The sequence below is a fragment of the Micrococcus sp. GbtcB5 genome, from assembly GCF_019091605.1.
Classification (GTDB): Bacteria; Actinomycetota; Actinomycetes; order Actinomycetales; family Micrococcaceae; genus Micrococcus; species Micrococcus luteus.
Map to the genome: position 1 here is coordinate 26,423 of NZ_JAGXJK010000003.1, position 14,771 is coordinate 41,193.

Annotated in this window: 17 protein-coding genes, 1 tRNA gene and 1 other RNA gene; 13 read left to right on the plus strand and 6 right to left on the minus strand. The window is 73.7% G+C overall.

Annotated features, from left to right (window positions below; all coding sequences use genetic code 11):
- The first annotated feature begins 97 nt into the window (after window positions 1-97).
- The 5 genes from KVS67_RS01685 to KVS67_RS01705 all read left to right on the plus strand — a co-directional run bounded on the left by KVS67_RS01685 (window position 98) and on the right by KVS67_RS01705 (window position 2,372).
- A complete protein-coding gene (locus KVS67_RS01685; RefSeq protein ID WP_036340159.1) occupies window positions 98-529 on the plus strand; it encodes a DUF3052 domain-containing protein in 432 nt (143 codons plus the stop codon).
- Window positions 522-1,028, plus strand: coding sequence for a redoxin domain-containing protein (locus KVS67_RS01690; RefSeq protein ID WP_036312792.1), 507 nt, complete (start codon window positions 522-524; stop codon window positions 1,026-1,028). The genes KVS67_RS01685 and KVS67_RS01690 overlap by 8 nt, the downstream gene beginning before the upstream one ends.
- 15 nt (window positions 1,029-1,043) lie before the next feature.
- Window positions 1,044-1,117 (plus strand) — tRNA-Val (locus tag KVS67_RS01695).
- A gap of 86 nt (window positions 1,118-1,203) precedes the next feature.
- Entirely contained in the window at window positions 1,204-2,031 is an 828-nt protein-coding gene (locus tag KVS67_RS01700; RefSeq protein ID WP_231866374.1) for an AzlC family ABC transporter permease, read from the plus strand.
- Complete coding sequence (locus KVS67_RS01705) at window positions 2,028-2,372, plus strand: AzlD domain-containing protein (protein WP_036312787.1); 345 nt, start codon at window positions 2,028-2,030, stop codon at window positions 2,370-2,372. Before KVS67_RS01700 ends, KVS67_RS01705 begins: the two co-directional genes overlap by 4 nt.
- Here the strand turns inward: KVS67_RS01705 and KVS67_RS01710 are convergent.
- The gene (locus tag KVS67_RS01710; protein WP_063190369.1) at window positions 2,359-2,943 is read right to left on the minus strand and encodes a hypothetical protein; all 585 of its coding nucleotides are present in this window, start codon (window positions 2,941-2,943) and stop codon (window positions 2,359-2,361) included. The two genes, KVS67_RS01705 and KVS67_RS01710, sit on opposite strands and share 14 nt — an antisense overlap.
- Before the next feature lie 138 nt (window positions 2,944-3,081).
- Between KVS67_RS01710 and KVS67_RS01715 the strand changes: the two genes are divergently transcribed.
- The 3 genes from KVS67_RS01715 to gndA all read left to right on the plus strand — a co-directional run bounded on the left by KVS67_RS01715 (window position 3,082) and on the right by gndA (window position 6,343).
- Window positions 3,082-3,582 carry a hypothetical protein gene (locus KVS67_RS01715; RefSeq protein WP_036312781.1) on the plus strand — a complete coding sequence of 167 codons (501 nt, stop codon included), beginning with the start codon at window positions 3,082-3,084 and terminating at the stop codon, window positions 3,580-3,582.
- A gap of 204 nt (window positions 3,583-3,786) precedes the next feature.
- Window positions 3,787-4,701, plus strand: coding sequence for a polyphosphate kinase 2 (gene ppk2 / locus KVS67_RS01720; protein ID WP_036340172.1), 915 nt, complete (start codon window positions 3,787-3,789; stop codon window positions 4,699-4,701).
- Between the two features lie 79 nt (window positions 4,702-4,780).
- Window positions 4,781-6,343 carry an NADP-dependent phosphogluconate dehydrogenase gene (gene gndA, locus KVS67_RS01725; RefSeq protein WP_036340176.1) on the plus strand — a complete coding sequence of 521 codons (1,563 nt, stop codon included), beginning with the start codon at window positions 4,781-4,783 and terminating at the stop codon, window positions 6,341-6,343.
- 19 nt (window positions 6,344-6,362) lie between these two features.
- Here the strand turns inward: gndA and epsC are convergent, their stop codons facing one another.
- The 3 genes from epsC to msrA all read right to left on the minus strand — a co-directional run bounded on the left by epsC (window position 6,363) and on the right by msrA (window position 8,600).
- On the minus strand, window positions 6,363-6,950 hold the full coding sequence (gene epsC / locus KVS67_RS01730) for a serine O-acetyltransferase EpsC (protein WP_036340179.1): 588 nt from the start codon (window positions 6,948-6,950) through the stop codon (window positions 6,363-6,365).
- A gap of 43 nt (window positions 6,951-6,993) precedes the next feature.
- The gene (gene cysK / locus KVS67_RS01735) at window positions 6,994-7,929 is read right to left on the minus strand and encodes a cysteine synthase A (protein ID WP_010078892.1); all 936 of its coding nucleotides are present in this window, start codon (window positions 7,927-7,929) and stop codon (window positions 6,994-6,996) included.
- A gap of 89 nt (window positions 7,930-8,018) precedes the next feature.
- Complete coding sequence (gene msrA / locus KVS67_RS01740) at window positions 8,019-8,600, minus strand: peptide-methionine (S)-S-oxide reductase MsrA (protein ID WP_012750832.1); 582 nt, start codon at window positions 8,598-8,600, stop codon at window positions 8,019-8,021.
- Between the two features lie 113 nt (window positions 8,601-8,713).
- Here msrA and KVS67_RS01745 point away from each other — a divergent pair, with 113 nt between their 5' ends.
- From KVS67_RS01745 to KVS67_RS01755, 3 genes are all read left to right on the plus strand, one after another.
- On the plus strand, window positions 8,714-9,643 hold the full coding sequence (locus KVS67_RS01745) for a Nif3-like dinuclear metal center hexameric protein (protein WP_061867836.1): 930 nt from the start codon (window positions 8,714-8,716) through the stop codon (window positions 9,641-9,643).
- Complete coding sequence (locus KVS67_RS01750; RefSeq protein WP_063190226.1) at window positions 9,640-10,374, plus strand: zinc ribbon domain-containing protein; 735 nt, start codon at window positions 9,640-9,642, stop codon at window positions 10,372-10,374. Before KVS67_RS01745 ends, KVS67_RS01750 begins: the two co-directional genes overlap by 4 nt.
- An 82-nt stretch (window positions 10,375-10,456) precedes the next feature.
- Window positions 10,457-11,446 carry a reverse transcriptase-like protein gene (locus tag KVS67_RS01755; RefSeq protein ID WP_063190227.1) on the plus strand — a complete coding sequence of 330 codons (990 nt, stop codon included), beginning with the start codon at window positions 10,457-10,459 and terminating at the stop codon, window positions 11,444-11,446.
- Window positions 11,447-11,480: 34 nt separating this feature from the next.
- Here the strand turns inward: KVS67_RS01755 and KVS67_RS01760 are convergent, their stop codons facing one another.
- Window positions 11,481-12,278, minus strand: a complete 798-nt coding sequence (locus KVS67_RS01760; protein ID WP_063190228.1) for a YaaA family protein — start codon at window positions 12,276-12,278, stop codon at window positions 11,481-11,483.
- 120 nt (window positions 12,279-12,398) lie between these two features.
- On the opposite strand from KVS67_RS01760, the gene KVS67_RS01765 reads away from it, so the two are divergent.
- Window positions 12,399-12,713 carry a hypothetical protein gene (locus KVS67_RS01765; protein WP_061867832.1) on the plus strand — a complete coding sequence of 105 codons (315 nt, stop codon included), beginning with the start codon at window positions 12,399-12,401 and terminating at the stop codon, window positions 12,711-12,713.
- A gap of 21 nt (window positions 12,714-12,734) precedes the next feature.
- On the opposite strand, the gene rnpB is transcribed toward KVS67_RS01765, so the two are convergent.
- Window positions 12,735-13,113, minus strand: an RNA gene (gene rnpB, locus KVS67_RS01770) — RNase P RNA component class A.
- A 144-nt stretch (window positions 13,114-13,257) separates the two neighbouring features.
- Here rnpB and KVS67_RS01775 point away from each other — a divergent pair.
- Complete coding sequence (locus tag KVS67_RS01775) at window positions 13,258-14,703, plus strand: glyceraldehyde-3-phosphate dehydrogenase (protein ID WP_061873100.1); 1,446 nt, start codon at window positions 13,258-13,260, stop codon at window positions 14,701-14,703.
- Window positions 14,704-14,771 lie beyond the last annotated feature (68 nt).

Here is a 14,771-nt window from a genome sequence, read left to right on the forward strand (position 1 = left end):
CCCCGGAACGGCGGCGTCCACGGCGTATGGTGGTCATCATCACCCGCTCGACGGCGCGGGCCGCAGTGCCCGCCACCATCAAGGAGGACCGGACACTATGCAGGCTGGGTCGACGCCGACCTCGACGGACAGCGCCCTGCTGGCGGAGCTCGCCCTCTCGAGGGGCGACCTGGTGCAGGAGTGGGGGTACGACGACGACGTCGACGTCACCTTCCGCGACGCGCTCGAGGACGCGCTCGGCGAGGAGCTGCTGACCGAGGACGACCAGGAGCCGGCGGACGCGGTCCTCTTCTGGTGGCGCGCGGACGACGGCGACGTCATGGATCTCGCGGACGCCCTCGTGGACGCCCAGCGCTCCCTCGATGCCGGCCCCGTCTGGATCATGACCCCCCGCAAGGGGCGCCCCGGCCACGTCAGCCCGGCGGACGTCGCCGAGGCCGCCTCCACCGCGGGCCTGCACGCCACCACCGGGGCCGGTGCCTCCGAGGACTGGGCCGCTCAGAAGCTCGTCCAGAAGCGCGGTGGCTGAGCCCCCGTCCGGCGGGACGCGGGGCGCCGACGTCGTCCCCGCGCTGCGCGACGACCACGGCCAGACGTGGCCGTGGCCGCCGACGCGCGGGCCCCAGGACGCCGCCGGGCCGCGGGGCACGTGGCTCGTCTTCCTGCCCGGGGCGTTCACGCCGGTGTGCACGGACGAGCTCGGCTGGATCGGGGCGCTCGCCGAGGACGTGGCGGTCGACGATGTGGCTGTCCGCGTGGTCTCGTGTGATGCCGCCCCCGTGCTGCGCCGCGTCCGCGAGGAGCTGGCACTGCCGGAGCCGCTCACCCTGCTCTCCGATTTCTGGCCCCACGGCGCGGCCTGCCGTGCCCTCGACGTCTTCGACGTGGAGACCGGGCGGCCCCGCCGCGTCTCCGTGCTGCTCGACGCGGACGGGGTCGAGGCCGCGCGCGTGGTCGCCGCCCCGGGACAGGCACGCACCCGGAGCGAGCACGAGGCGGCGACGCGCGACCTGCTCGCGGACCGGTAGCCTGGACGGACACCGGCACCCGTAGCTCAGTCGGTCAGAGCATCTCGTTTACACCGAGAGGGTCGGGGGTTCGAGTCCCTCCGGGTGCACCGATCGCGGGGCCGTGACATGGCGTGACACCCCGCCCCGTCATGTCGCTGGCCCGCCGAGCGCGTGTGAGACCATGCTCACCATCATGAGCTCCTCGACAGAGTCCTTGCGCGCCCCCGTTACGCCCTCGCGGTGGGCCGAGGTGCGCTCCGGCGTCGCCGTGACGCTGGGCGCCGGCCTCGGCCTGTTCCCGCTGGGCATGGCCTTCGGGATGCTCGTGGTCCAGGCCGGGCTGCCCGCGTGGGTCGCACCCCTGTTCTCCGTGGTCGTGTTCGCCGGGTCCGTCGAGCTGCTGCTCGTCTCGCTGGTGGTGGCGGGCACCCCGCTGCTCACGATCGCCGTGACGGTGTTCCTGGTGAACTTCCGCCACGTGTTCTATGCGTTCAGCTTCCCGCTGCGCGTGGTCCGGGGGCGCTTCGCGCGGATCTACTCGATGGGCGCCCTGATCGACGAGGCCTACGCCATCGCCGCCGCCCGGCCTCGCGGCTGGACCGGCCCCCGACTGGTCGCCATGCAGGTCGCGCTGCATGCGTACTGGGTGCTCGGGGGCCTCGCCGGGGTGGCCGTGGCCTGGCTGCTGCCCGGACCGGTGGAGGGCCTGGAGTTCGCGCTCGTCGCCCTCTTCATCGTGCTCGCCATGGACGCCGCCCGCACGCGGGCCCAGCTGCCCCTCGTGCTGGCGGCCGCGGTCGCCGTCGGGGTGGCCCTGCTGCTGGCGCCGGCGCAGGTGCTCGTCGTCGCCTTCGCCCTCTACGCCGCGGTCCTGATCGCGTTCCACGTGCTCGCCGCACGCGGGACCGCCCTGCCGCTGCCCGAGCCCGTGCCCGTCACCGGACCGGTGCCCGTCGTCGCCGCGACGGGGGAGCGGGCCGGCACGGATGCCGAGCCCGGCGCCGGGGAGGACCCCCGATGACCGGCGCCGCGTACCTGGTGGCCGCGGCCGTCGTCGCGGGCCTCGTGACCTTCTGCCTGCGCGCGGTGCCGTTCGCCCTGCTGCAGCCGTTGCGGGAGTCCGTGCTCGCCGCGCGGCTGGCGGTGTGGATGCCCGCCGGCGTGCTGACCATCCTGGCCCTGGTGATGCTGCTCGACGCCGCGGCGCTGGCCCCCGGAGAGCCCGTGGACGGGACGCGGGTGGCCCACGCGCTGTTCGCGGCGGCGGTGACCGTCGTCGTGCATCTGCTGGCCGGGCGGCGGACCCTGGTCTCGATCGCCGCCGGCACGCTGGCCTACGTGCTGTTGGTCAACCTGGCCTGACCGGCGGCGGGGCGGGCTCGCCCAGGCGTTCGGCCCATGCGCGGCTCGCCGCGGCGAGGCGCCGGCCGTAGGCGGTGACCCCGTCGGACAGCGTCCCGGCGTTGTAGAGCGTCCCCGCCCGGGCGATCCCCTCCGCGGAGAGGTCGCCGCGCAGGTGACCGCGCAGGATCTCCAGCCCGAAGGCCAGGTTGTCCTCCGGCTCCCACAGGTGGAGACCGCGCTCCGCCGCCTGCGCGAAGTACGGCGGCCACGTGATCTGCGCGGGCCCCACGCCGTTGGACGTCTCCCCCTGCGCCACCCGGGCCACGAGCTCCTCATAGCGCTCCCGGGTCACGAGGACGTCCGTCCCGCGCGGGGCGCTGTGCACGCCGCCGGCGTCGTGCCCGAAGACGTTCCGGCCACCGGACTCGAGCTCGGCCAGGGCCGCCGCCACCGCGAGGGGAACGTCCGCCCGGCGTGCGGCGGCCACGATCGCCGCGGCGTTGTCGAGGTGTCGGCCGAGCGTCGCCGGCGGGTCGGAGGAGCGGTCGCGGGCGGAGCGGCGGGTGAGGAGGTCGCGGAGCAGGCCCATCGGCCCACCCTCCCGCATCCCGGGTTGAGTTGTCGCGGGTGACGGGCCCGCGCACCCGCGACAACTCAACCCGGGATGCGGGGCAGGGGCCGGGCGGCGGCGCGTCGTCGGCGTCCGGGGCGCACTAGGGTGGAGCGCATGTCCGCGACCCCCCTCGGCTTCTGGAAGCTGCCCGCACGTCCCGACGGCGCCGCCCGTCACCTCGCCGTCATCACCGGGGGCGAGGCGCAGCAGACCATGCTCTTCCTCCAGGACGGGCAATGGTCCATCCTCGCCCTCTTCCAGGACGAGCTGGCCGGCAAGGCCGCCGCCCGCACCCTGGACGCGCTCCTGCAGTCCGTCACCTGTCTGCGCATGGGCGGCCGTGACGTCCTCGACGGTGCCGACACCCCGCGGCCCGGTATCGAGTGGGCCGGCTACGACCGCGAGTTCGAGGAGGCCGACGTGGCCGAGCAGCGCGACGTCGAGCCGCGCGGCCGGATCTGGATCCTCCCCGCCACGGACGGCGCCTCCGTCGGCCTCAAGCTTCCCGGGCACCGCCGGTACGACGACGCCGTCGCCCAGTTCGCCGACGTCGACGCGGCGCGTGCCGCCGTCGCGGCGATCGACGAGCTCCTGGGCGTCGGCCCGCGCGGCTGAGCCGGCCGGCGTTCGTCGGCCCGGGGTCGTGACCGTTCGCCTCCCAGGGTTCACCTGCTGTTCACCCGGCTGCGCTGCCGGGCCCGGCTTCCTCGTCCGCCGCCCACCCATAATGGTGTGAAGAGCACAGGCCGCGGCCCGCCTCCGTCGTACCGAGGAGGGGACGGGCGGGCACGGTGACGCACCCAGTGAAGGAGACGGTCCATGGAGCTGCTGCAGCCCGACGCCCCCCGCGAGAACCTGCGCGAGTTCATCGACAAGCTGCGCGACGGCGGCTACACCGTCTCGGACGGCCACACCAACGATCCCGACCTGATCGATCCGCAGGGCCGTGCCGTGGAGACGTGGAAAGAGGACTACCCGTACGAGACGCGCATGACGCGCGAGGAGTACGAGCTGGAGAAGTACCGCCTGCAGATCGAACTGCTCAAGCTGCAGTACTGGGGCGAGGACACCGGCCAGCGCCACATCATCGTCTTCGAGGGCCGCGACGCCGCCGGCAAGGGCGGCACCATCAAGCGCTTCACCGAGCACATGAACCCCCGCACCGCCCGCGTCGTGGCCCTCAACAAGCCCTCGGACCGCGAGCTCGGCCAGTGGTACTTCCAGCGCTACATCCAGCACTTCCCCACGGCGGGCGAGATCGTGCTGTTCGACCGCTCGTGGTACAACCGCGCCGGCGTCGAGCGCGTGATGGGCTTCGCCACGGACGAGCAGTACCGCCGCTTCATGAACCAGGTGCCGCTGTTCGAGAAGATGCTCGTGGACGACGGCATCCACCTCACCAAGTTCTGGTTCTCCGTGACACAGACCGAGCAGCGCACGCGCTTCGCGATCCGCCAGATCGACCCGGTCCGCCAGTGGAAGCTCTCGCCCATGGACCTCGAGTCCCTGGACCGCTGGGAGGCGTACACGGAGGCCAAGGAGGCCATGTTCCTCCACACGGACACGGACCACGCCCCGTGGATCTCCATCCGCTCCAACGACAAGAAGCGGGCCCGCCTCAACGCGATGCGCTACTTCCTGTCCCAGTTCGAGTACGAGGGCAAGGACCACGAGGTCGTCGGCACCCCGGACCCGCTGATCGTGCGCCGCGGCCGCGACGCCGTGGGGGACTGACCGCGGTCGACGTAGGCTGGGGGCGGGTCCGTGTCCGGCACGGCCCGTCCCACCGTCCGAGCCACAGGAGGCCCCCGCGATGACCGAGCAGACCACCACCGTCCCCGTCGGCGCCGCCGACATCGGCGTCACGGGCCTGGCGGTGATGGGCGCGAACCTCGCGCGCAACTTCGCCCGCCACGGCTACACGGTGGCCCTGCACAACCGCAGCCGGGCCCGCACGGACCAGCTCGTGGCCGAGCACGGTGACGAGGGCGCGTTCGTGGCGACGGAGACGCTCGCCGAGCTCGTGCAGTCCCTCGCCGTGCCGCGCCGGGTGCTCATCATGGTCAAGGCGGGCGCCCCCGTGGACGCCGTCATCGACCAACTCGTCCCCCTGCTGGACGAGGGCGACATCGTCATCGACGCCGGCAACTCCCATTTCGAGGACACCCGCCGCCGCGAGGCGGCCCTCGCCGAGAAGGGCCTGCACTTCGTGGGCGTCGGTGTCTCCGGCGGCGAGGAGGGTGCCCTGCACGGTCCGGCGATCATGCCCGGCGGTCCGGAGAAGTCCTACGAGGCCCTCGGCCCGATGCTCGAGAAGATCGCCGCGCAGTTCGAGGGGGAGCCGTGCTGCGCCTGGGTCGGCACGGACGGCGCCGGCCACTACGTGAAGATGGTCCACAACGGCATCGAGTACGCGGACATGCAGGTCATCGGCGAGGCCTACGACCTGCTGCGCCGTGTGGGCGGCCTCGAGCCCGCCGAGCAGGCCGAGGTGTTCACGGCGTGGAACCAGACCGACCTGGCCTCCTACCTCATCGAGATCACGGCCGAGGTGCTCGCGCAGGTGGACGCGGCCACGGGCCGCCCGCTCGTGGACGTGATCGTGGACGAGGCCGGGCAGAAGGGCACCGGCCGCTGGACCGCGATCTCGGGTCTCGACGTCGGCTCCCCGGTGGCCGCGATCGCCGAGTCCGTCTTCGCCCGCTCGCTGTCCTCTCAGCGCGCGGTGCGCGAGGTCGCCCGTGAGACCCTCGCGGCCGGCGTCGACGAGGAGGCGCAGCGCGCCCCGCAGGACACGGACGCGTTCGTGGAGGACGTGCGCCAGGCGCTGTTCGCCTCCAAGCTCGTGGCCTACGCGCAGGGCATGGACATGCTCGCGGCCGCCGCCGAGGAGTACGGCTGGTCGCTGGACCTGGGCACCATCGCCTCGCTGTGGCGGGACGGCTGCATCATCCGCGCCGACCTGCTCGACGTGATCATGCAGGCCTTCGGCGGCCGCGACACCTCCCGCCATCCGGCGCCGGGCACCCGCGCCCCCGGCCAGCCGCTCAACCTGCTCTTCGCCCCCGAGTTCGCCCAGGCGATCGCCGAGGCCCTGCCGGCCTGGCGCCGCGTCGTCGGCACCGCCGTCGCCGCGGGCGTGCCGGTCCCGGTGTTCTCCTCGGCCCTGGCGTACTACGACGGCCTGCGGGCCGACCGCTTGCCGGCCGCCCTCGTGCAGGGCCAGCGCGACTACTTCGGCGCCCACACCTACCTGCGCGTGGACCGCGAGGGCTCGTTCCACACGCTGTGGTCCGGCGACCGCACCGAGGTCGACGGCGAGGGCGTGCCCGTGGTCATGCCGCAGCCGACCGAGGGCGACCCCACGCAGGACTGACCCGGCGTGGACCCGGCCCTCAGATCCAGAGGGCCGGGTCCACGTACTCCGCGGGGTCCACGAGCGGCTTGCCCTCGGACGGGCCCTTGCGCGGTCGGACGGTGGCCGGCACGCCGGTGGCGATCGCGTCGGCGGGGGTGTCCTTCACGACGACGGCGTTGGCGCCCACCGCCGTTCCCTCCCCGATCTCGACGGGTCCGAGGATCTTGGCGCCGGCCCCCACCACGACGCCGTCGCGCAGCGTGGGGTGCCGCTTCACCTTGGCCAGGGAGCGGCCGCCGAGGGTGACCCCGTGGTACAGCATCACGTCGTCGCCGATCTCCGCGGTCTCGCCGATCACGACACCCATGCCGTGGTCGATGAAGAACCGACGACCGATCGACGCGCCGGGGTGGATCTCGATGCCCGTGGCCGCCCGCGTGACCTGCGAGAGCACGCGGGCGGGCATCTTCAGCCGGTCATGCCGCCACATCCGGTGCGCGACGCGGTGCGCCCACACGGCGTGCAGACCCGAGTAGACGAGGGCCACCTCGAGGTCACCGCGCGCCGCTGGGTCATGGCTGCGGACGGTCGCGATGTCTTCCTTGATGCGGGAGAACAGTCCCACGGGCGGCCCCTTCGGGTCGGTGCGGTCGGTGAGCGGGCGGCGGTCAGCCGCGGATGTCCTCGAAGAGGGCGGTGGAGATGTAGCGCTCGCCGAAGTCACACACGATGGCGACGATCAGCTTGCCCTCGGACTCGGGCTTGGCGGCCTCCTTGAGGGCGGCCGAGATGATCGCGCCGGTGGAGATGCCGCCCAGGATGCCCTCCTCGGTCCCGAGCCGACGGGCGGTCTCGATGGACTCCTCGAAGGTGGCCGGGTAGACCTCGTCGTAGAGGTCGGTGTCCAGGATCTCCGGCACGAAGTTCGCGCCGATGCCCTGGATCTTGTGCGGGCCGGCCTGGCCGCCGGAGAGGATGGGGGAGTCGGCCGGCTCGACGGCGATGAGCTTCACGTCCGGCTTCTGCTCGCGCAGGTACCGGCCCGCGCCCGTGATGGTGCCGCCGGTGCCGACGCCGGCGATGAACACGTCCACGGCACCCTCGGACGCGTCCCAGATCTCCGGGCCGGTGCCCGTGTAGTGGGCCTGGATGTTGGCCTGGTTCGCGAACTGCTGGGCCCAGATGGAGTTCGGGGTGCTGCGGACGATCTCCTGGGCGCGCTCGAGGGCCCCGCGCATGCCGTCTGCACCGGGGGTCAGCACGATCTCGGCGCCGAACGCCTTGAGCATCACGCGGCGTTCGGTGGACATGGTCTCGGGCATGGTCAGGATCACGCGGTAGCCGCGCGCCGCGCCGACCATGGCCAGGGCGATGCCGGTGTTGCCCGAGGTGCCCTCCACGATGGTGCCGCCGGGGGTCAGCTCGCCGGCCGCCTCCGCGGCGTCGACGATGGCGGTGCCGATGCGGTCCTTCACCGAGTTGGCCGGGTTGTAGAACTCGACCTTCACGGCGACGTCGCCGGGCAGGTCCTTCGCGAGGCGGTTCAGCCGGACCAGGGGCGTGCCGCCGACCGCCTGGGTGATGTCGTCAAGGATGCGGGCCATGGTGGTACCTCCGGGGGGTGGTGGTGCGCCTCGGGGCGCGGGCGATCTAGTGGGTGTTCCTGCGTCAGGCTATCGAGCCGCGGCGCCGCTCAGGCGTCCACGAGCCACGCGGAGTAGTTCCGGCGCACCTTCGCGAGCTTCGGATCGATGACCACACGGCAGTATCCATTGGAACGGCGCCGCGCATAGAAGTCCTGGTGAATGTCCTCGGCCGGGTGCCACGCGGACGCCGGCTCGACGCGTGTGACGATGGGGCTGTCATAGTTCGCCTGCGCCCGGGCGATCTCGTCCGCGAAGAACCGGGCCTCGGCCTCGTCGTGGGCGAAGACGGCCGAGCGGTACTGGGTGCCGACGTCGGCCCCCTGGCGGTTCAACGACGTGGGGTCGTGGCCGGTGAAGAACAGATCCATGATCACCTCGGGCGGCACGACGGCGGCGTCGAAGCGCACACGGACCGCTTCGGCGTGGCCGGTGGTCCCGGTGCACACGGACTCGTAGCTCGGGGCGGGGTCGTCGCCTCCGGTGTAGCCGGACTCGACGGCGAGCACGCCCCGCACGCGACGGTAGACGGCGTCGAGGCACCAGAAGCAGCCGCCGGCGAGCGTCAGCTCGCGGACGTCGGCGGGCGCGCCGGAGGCGCCGAGGGGCTCGGTACGGGGGGAGTCGGTCATGGCAGGCACAGCAACGCGGCCCGCGCTTTTCATTCCCGACGGCGCCGCGCCGTGCCCTCACCCAGGGCCGCCGGGTCGTGCGTGCCCGGGCCGGGTGGGCCATCATGGCCGGTATGGCCGTGTCCCGTCCCGCCGTCCCCGCCTCGCCGGAGCACGCCCTGGCCCCACCGACGCTCGGGCACGTCCTCGAGGTCGTCCAGGGGCTGTGGCCGCGGGAGCTGGCGGAGCCGTGGGACGCCGTCGGGCCGGTGGCCGGGCGCCCGGAGGCGCCGGTGCGGACCGTCCTGTGGGCGCTGGACCCCGTGCAGGCCGTGGCCGACGAGGCCGTCGCCCGTGGGGCCGACCTCGTGGTCACCCACCACCCGCTCCTGCTGCGCGGGACCTCGTCCGTCGCCGCCGTCGGGCATGCCGCCGCCGCCAAGGGACGCCTGCTGCACACCCTGATCGAGCACCGCATCGCCCTGCTCGCCGCGCACACCAACGCCGACGCCGTCGTGGGCGGCGTCTCGGACGTGCTGGCCCGTGCCGTCGGCGTCACCGGAGCGCTCTCGCCCCTGACGACCTCCGCCGCCGGCACCGGGGCCGAAGGCATCGGCCGGGTGGGCGACCTGCCCGAGGAGACCGACCTGGCCGCCTTCGCCCGCGCCGTGCACGCGGCGCTGCCCGCCACGGCCGGCGGCGTGCGCGTGGCGGGCGACCCCGCCCAGCGCATCCGCCGCGTCGCCGTGTGCGGCGGCGCCGGAGACAGCCTCTTCGACGCGGTCCGCGCGTCCGGAGCGGACGTCTACGTGACCGCCGATCTGCGCCACCACCCGGCCTCGGAGGCCCGGGAGACGGCGGTGTCGGGGGATGGACGTCCCGCGCTCGTGGACGTCTCGCACTGGGCGAGCGAGTCCCTGTGGCTCGAGCACGGCGCCCGCGCCCTGGAGGCCGCCCTGGCGGAGCGGGGACTGGGCGTCACCACCCTGTTCTCAGATCACCGCAGCGACCCCTGGGACTTCCTGGTCGGGGGAGAGCGGGCCGACGAGGGGAGTCACGCATGAGTGAGGTCACCGCACCGCCGGCCGTCCAGGCCCGGCTGCTGGAGCTGCAGGAGCTCGACACGGCCCTGGACCAGGCCCGCGCCGCCGTCCGTCGGCTCAAGGCGGACCCGGAGCACACCCGGCTGCGCGCCCGTGCGCAGGAGTTCGAGGAGGCGCTGCCCGGTCTGCAGGACGCCGCACGCACCGCCGACCGGGCGGGGGCCGAGGCCACCGAGAAGGCCGCCGCCACCCGCGCCCGTCGGGACCGGACCCGGGAGCGGCTCGAAACGGGCCAGGGCGGGCCCAAGGAGCTGCAGGCCATGCAGCACGAGGACGACACGCTCACCGCACTGCTCGACGACCACGAGGCCGCGGCCCTCGAGGCCATGGAGGCCGCCGACGCCGCCGAGTCCCGGCTCGCGAAGGGCCACGCCGCCCTGGAGCGGGCGCGGGCCGAGGTCGAGGCCCGCGCGGCGGAGGTGCGCCGCGAGGGGCAGGCCGTGACCCAGCGTGGCCGGGACCTCACCCAGCGCCGGGCGGCGTTGGCCGCGGAGTTCCCCGCGTCGTTGCTGGCCCTGTACGAGCAGGCGCGGGAGCGCAACGGCGGCATCGGCGCGGCCCGGCTCGTCGGGAACCGGTCCGCGGCCGCGGGCACGGAGCTGTCGCCCGCGGAGGTCGCGCGCATCCGGGCCCTCCCGCCGGCCGCCGTCGCCCGCTGCCCCGAGTCCGGCGCCATCCTCATCCGGGACTGACCCCGGGCCCCGCCCCCGGCGCGATCAGTAGAGTGGGGGGGCCGCGTCGGACGGCGCGACCACGGACACGAGGAGGCGCACGGTGAGCGGACGAGTCCTGCAGGTGGAGGCCGACGGCGGGTCGCGGGGCAACCCCGGCGTCGCCGGCTACGGCGCCCTGGTGCGCGACCCGGCCACAGGCGAGATCCTCCGGACCGACGCCGCCCCGCTGGGGAAGGCGTCCAACAACGTGGCCGAGTACTCCGGGCTCGTGGCCGGGCTGCGGATGGCCCGGGACCTCGACCCGGAGGCCCGGGTGCACGTGCTGATGGACTCCAAGCTCGTGGTGGAGCAGATGTCCGGGCGGTGGAAGATCAAGCACGACGACATGCGGCGCCTCGCGGCCGAGGCCCGGTCCGTGCTGCCCCCCGAGCGCGTCAGCTACGAGTGGATCCCGCGCAACCGGAACAAGGACGCCGACCGCCTCTCCAACGAGGCCATGGACGCCGGCGCGCGGGGCGGGCAGTGGGACGCCGGCGCCTCAGAGGTGCCCGTTGCGGCTCCCGCGAAGGCGTCCACGACCTCCGCGTCGGCGGTGGCCGAGTCCGGCCTCGAGGCCGACGCGGACGTCCGGGCCGTGGAGGCGGACGGGCCCGACGCCGTCGCCTCGCCGGAGGATGCGACCCCGGCGCCCGCGCCCACGGGCCGGCTGCACCACGTGGAGATCTGGGTCGCCGACCTCGCGGCGGCCGAGGCGAGCCTCGGCTGGCTGTTCGGCGAGCTCGGCTACGTGCCGGGCGAGGGGTGGGCTGAGGGCCGGACGTACCAGGGGGCGGGGGAGTACCTCGTGCTCGAGGCCGGGCCCGACGTCGCCGCGGGCGCCCACGAGCGCACCCGCCCGGGACTGAACCACCTGGCCTTCCGGGCCGGATCACGCTCCCGCGTGGACGAGCTCACCGCCGCCGCGCGCGGCCGGGGGTTCCGCCTGCTCTTCGAGGACCGCCACCCGCACGCCGGGGGAGCGGACCACTACGCCGCCTACCTCGAGACCGCGGACGGCTTCGAGGTGGAGCTGGTGGCCGTCGAGGACTGAGGCCGCGTCCGGGCGGACCGCGCCTCGTCCGGGATCATCCCTCGGGCAGGATCACCCGCAGCGCGCCGGGCTTCGCGCCGGACGGCCGGGCCAGCTCGACCTCCCAGCCGGGGCCGTCCCCGGCCCGCGCGACCACGTCCGCCACGCGGTCCAGCGTCGAGGTCTCCCGCGCCCCCGCCTCCAGGAGCGCGCGGGCCACGAGGCCGCGGGTGTGCTTGGCGAAGTGCGAGACGACGGTCCGCTCGCCGTCGCGCAGCTGGAACACGTCGACCGCGAGGGTCCGCTCCGCCGGTGCCCGCCACTGGGCCGCGTAGCCTCCGGAGCGGCAGTCGACGACGGGCCCGCCGTCCCGTGCGGCGAGCGCGTCGAGGGCGGGGGTCAGGACGGGGCGCCAGTGCGCGGCCAGCCCGGGCAGCCCGGGCAGCTTCGCGCTGACGGGCAGCCGGAAGGCGGGGATCCGGTCCGCCAGCGCGGTGGCGCCGAACAGCGCGGAGAAGACCAGCACGGACAAGCGGGCGCGGCGCTTCGCCGCCGCCGACAGCGAGGCGTGGTCGAGCGCGTCGAAGAGCACGCCCGTGAACACCCGGTGACCGGGCGCGGCGGGGGCGACGGCCAGGCGCGTGTTCGCCTCGACCTCGCCGGCGAGCGACGCTCCGACGCCGAGGGTCGTCAGGGCATCCGGGGCGGCCGAGACCGCGGCGAGCCGCGTGAGCAGGTCCGCGCGGGCGCCCGTCACCGCGGCGTCGTCGGCCAGGGCGAGGGAGTCGAGGTCGAGCGGGGCCCCGGAGCGGGGTGCGGTCTTGCCCTCGGAGGGCGGCAGCAGGATCAGCACCGGGCCAGCCTAGCCAGGCGCCCCCGGACCGACGCGCGGACGGGCCGGGCCGACGTCGTCGTCCGGACCTGGCACAGTGGTGGGGTCCGCACAGCCGCCCCGCATCCCAGGAGTCGCCCGATGACCGCCATGAACGTGTTCGGCGTGGTGTACCCGTTCGTCCTGCTCGTGATCGCGGCCGCCGTGTGGCTCGGGGTCCGCTCCAGCGGGCGGGAGCGCACGCACGCCTCCGCTCTGGAGCACCGCCTGCGGGAGCGCACCTTCACGGGGCAGGACCGCGTGACGCTCGAATGGCCCCGGGACCGGCGACACCCGAGCCTGGCGAAGGTCGTCTCGATCGGCGAGTCGTACGGGTACCGGCTGCTGGACAAGCGGGAGCGCGAGCACGTGGTGGAGCTCGAGTTCGAGCGGATCCTCGACGACGAGGGGTTCTGACCCCAGCCGGGGGCCGTGAGGCGGGACGGACCGGCTGTAAGCCGGGTTCTGTGCCTCGCGCGCGTTGCCCCGCGCGAGGTGACGGCCATCCATCTGGGCCCGCCATCGCTGACGGGCTCGAGCGGCCAACCCGGACGCTGGGGCGAGCAGCCCTCGTGACGCGTCCTGTTCGGCCTTGCACCGGATGGGGTTTACCGAGCCGGCCCCGTCACCGGGGCCGCTGGTGGTCTCTTACACCACCCTTTCACCCTTACCGCCGCGCACACGGCGCGGAGGCGGTCTTCTCTCTGTGGCACTGGCCCGCGGGTCGCCCCGGGTGGATGTTGTCCACCATCCTGCTCTGCGGTGCCCGGACTTTCCTCGCACCCCCGCAGGGGCACGCGGCCGTCCGCCGATCCGTCCCGACCGACCAGTCTACGCCCCGCCGAGGCCGCGGGGCCGCTGCGGACGCGTCCTCGCCTAGAATGGAGGCGCCCGCCGACAACGAGGTCGGGGGATGGGGCCTGCCCAGGACGGCCCCGCCAGGTTTCAAGGAAGGACTCCCGTGGCAGACACCGCCTCGACCCAGACCCCCGAGTGGAACACGCAGCAGAAGCTCGCGGAGAAGATGGTCCCCCTGCTGGGCACCCTGTACCGCGAGCACAACGTGGTCACCTCGATCTACGGGCGCTCCCTCGTGAACCGCGGCGTGATCGACATCATCAAGGCCCACCGCTACGCCCGCCGCGTGCAGCAGGCTCCGCTGAGCGTCGAGTCCACCTACCCGCTGGTCGAGGCCATGGCTGCGATGGACCTGGGCGCCGCCACCATCGACCTGGCCGAGCTGGCCGCCAAGCAGAAGGCCTCGGGCCAGGACGTCCAGGCCTTCCTGGACGCCGAGCTCGCCGAGGTCAAGGGCAAGGCCGGTGAGGGCCTGGGCGAGACCCAGGACGTCGTGCTCTACGGCTTCGGTCGCATCGGCCGCCTGCTGGCCCGCATCCTCCTCGACCACGCCGGCGGTGGCTCCAAGCTGCGCCTGCGTGCCGTCGTCGTGCGCAAGAACTCGGAGGACGACCTGATCAAGCGCGCCTCCCTGCTGCGCCGCGACTCGATCCACGGCCCGTTCGACGGGACGATCGTGGTGGACGAGGACCGCGACGTGATCACCGCCAACGGCACTGAGATCCAGGTCATCTACTCGAACGACCCGACCACGGTGGACTACACCTCCTACGGCATCAAGGACGCGCTGGTCGTCGACAACACCGGACGCTGGCGCGACGACGAGGGTCTGTCCCAGCACCTGCAGGCCAAGGGCGCCGCGAAGGTCCTGCTGACCGCCCCGGGCAAGGGCGAGATGAAGAACATCGTGTACGGCGTGAACTCGGACGACATCACGCCCCAGGACACCATCATCTCGGCGGCCTCCTGCACCACCAACGGGATCACCCCGGTGCTCAAGGTCATCCAGGACGACTACGGCATCGACCACGGCCACGTGGAGACCGTGCACGCCTACACCAATGACCAGAACCTCGTGGACAACTTCCACAAGGGCGCCCGTCGTGGCCGTGCCGCCGGCATGAACATGGTGCTCACCGAGACCGGTGCCGCCAAGGCCGTGGCCAAGGCCCTGCCCGAGCTCAAGGGCAAGCTCTCCGGCAACGCCATCCGCGTCCCCACCCCGGACGTGTCCATGGCCATCCTGAATCTCGAGCTGACCAAGCCCACCTCGGTGGAGGAGCTGAACGCCCGCCTGAAGCAGGAGTCCCTCACCGGCCCCCTGCGCGGCCAGGTCGGCTACGTGGACTCCCCGGAGGTCGTGTCCACCGACTTCGTCGGCTCGGACCGCGCCGGCGTCGTGGACGGCCTGGCGACCCTCGTGAACAACGACGGCAAGAACGCGATCCTCTACGTCTGGTACGACAACGAGTACGGCTACTCGCACCAGGTGATCCGCGTGGTGGAGAAGATGGCGGGCCAGCAGGTCCCCGCCTTCCCGCAGGCCTGACCCGCCGATGACCGATGGCCCGTCCCCGCGGAGGGGACGGGCCGTCGTCGTGTGCCGACCGGGTCGGA

Bases quoted from the DNA above. Each gene is read 5' to 3' on its own strand.
- KVS67_RS01685 (WP_036340159.1), top strand. From the start codon at position 98: ATGCAGGCTGGGTCGACGCCGACCTCGACGGACAGCGCCCTGCTGGCG.
- msrA (WP_012750832.1), bottom strand. From the start codon at position 8,600: ATGACCGACTCCCCCCGTACCGAGCCCCTCGGCGCCTCCGGCGCGCCC.
- ppk2 (WP_036340172.1), top strand. From the start codon at position 3,787: ATGGAGCTGCTGCAGCCCGACGCCCCCCGCGAGAACCTGCGCGAGTTC.
- KVS67_RS01750 (WP_063190226.1), top strand. From the start codon at position 9,640: ATGAGTGAGGTCACCGCACCGCCGGCCGTCCAGGCCCGGCTGCTGGAG.
- KVS67_RS01700 (WP_231866374.1), top strand. From the start codon at position 1,204: ATGAGCTCCTCGACAGAGTCCTTGCGCGCCCCCGTTACGCCCTCGCGG.
- gndA (WP_036340176.1), top strand. From the start codon at position 4,781: ATGACCGAGCAGACCACCACCGTCCCCGTCGGCGCCGCCGACATCGGC.
- cysK (WP_010078892.1), bottom strand. From the start codon at position 7,929: ATGGCCCGCATCCTTGACGACATCACCCAGGCGGTCGGCGGCACGCCC.
- KVS67_RS01710 (WP_063190369.1), bottom strand. From the start codon at position 2,943: ATGGGCCTGCTCCGCGACCTCCTCACCCGCCGCTCCGCCCGCGACCGC.
- KVS67_RS01745 (WP_061867836.1), top strand. From the start codon at position 8,714: ATGGCCGTGTCCCGTCCCGCCGTCCCCGCCTCGCCGGAGCACGCCCTG.
- KVS67_RS01765 (WP_061867832.1), top strand. From the start codon at position 12,399: ATGACCGCCATGAACGTGTTCGGCGTGGTGTACCCGTTCGTCCTGCTC.
- KVS67_RS01705 (WP_036312787.1), top strand. From the start codon at position 2,028: ATGACCGGCGCCGCGTACCTGGTGGCCGCGGCCGTCGTCGCGGGCCTC.
- KVS67_RS01715 (WP_036312781.1), top strand. From the start codon at position 3,082: ATGTCCGCGACCCCCCTCGGCTTCTGGAAGCTGCCCGCACGTCCCGAC.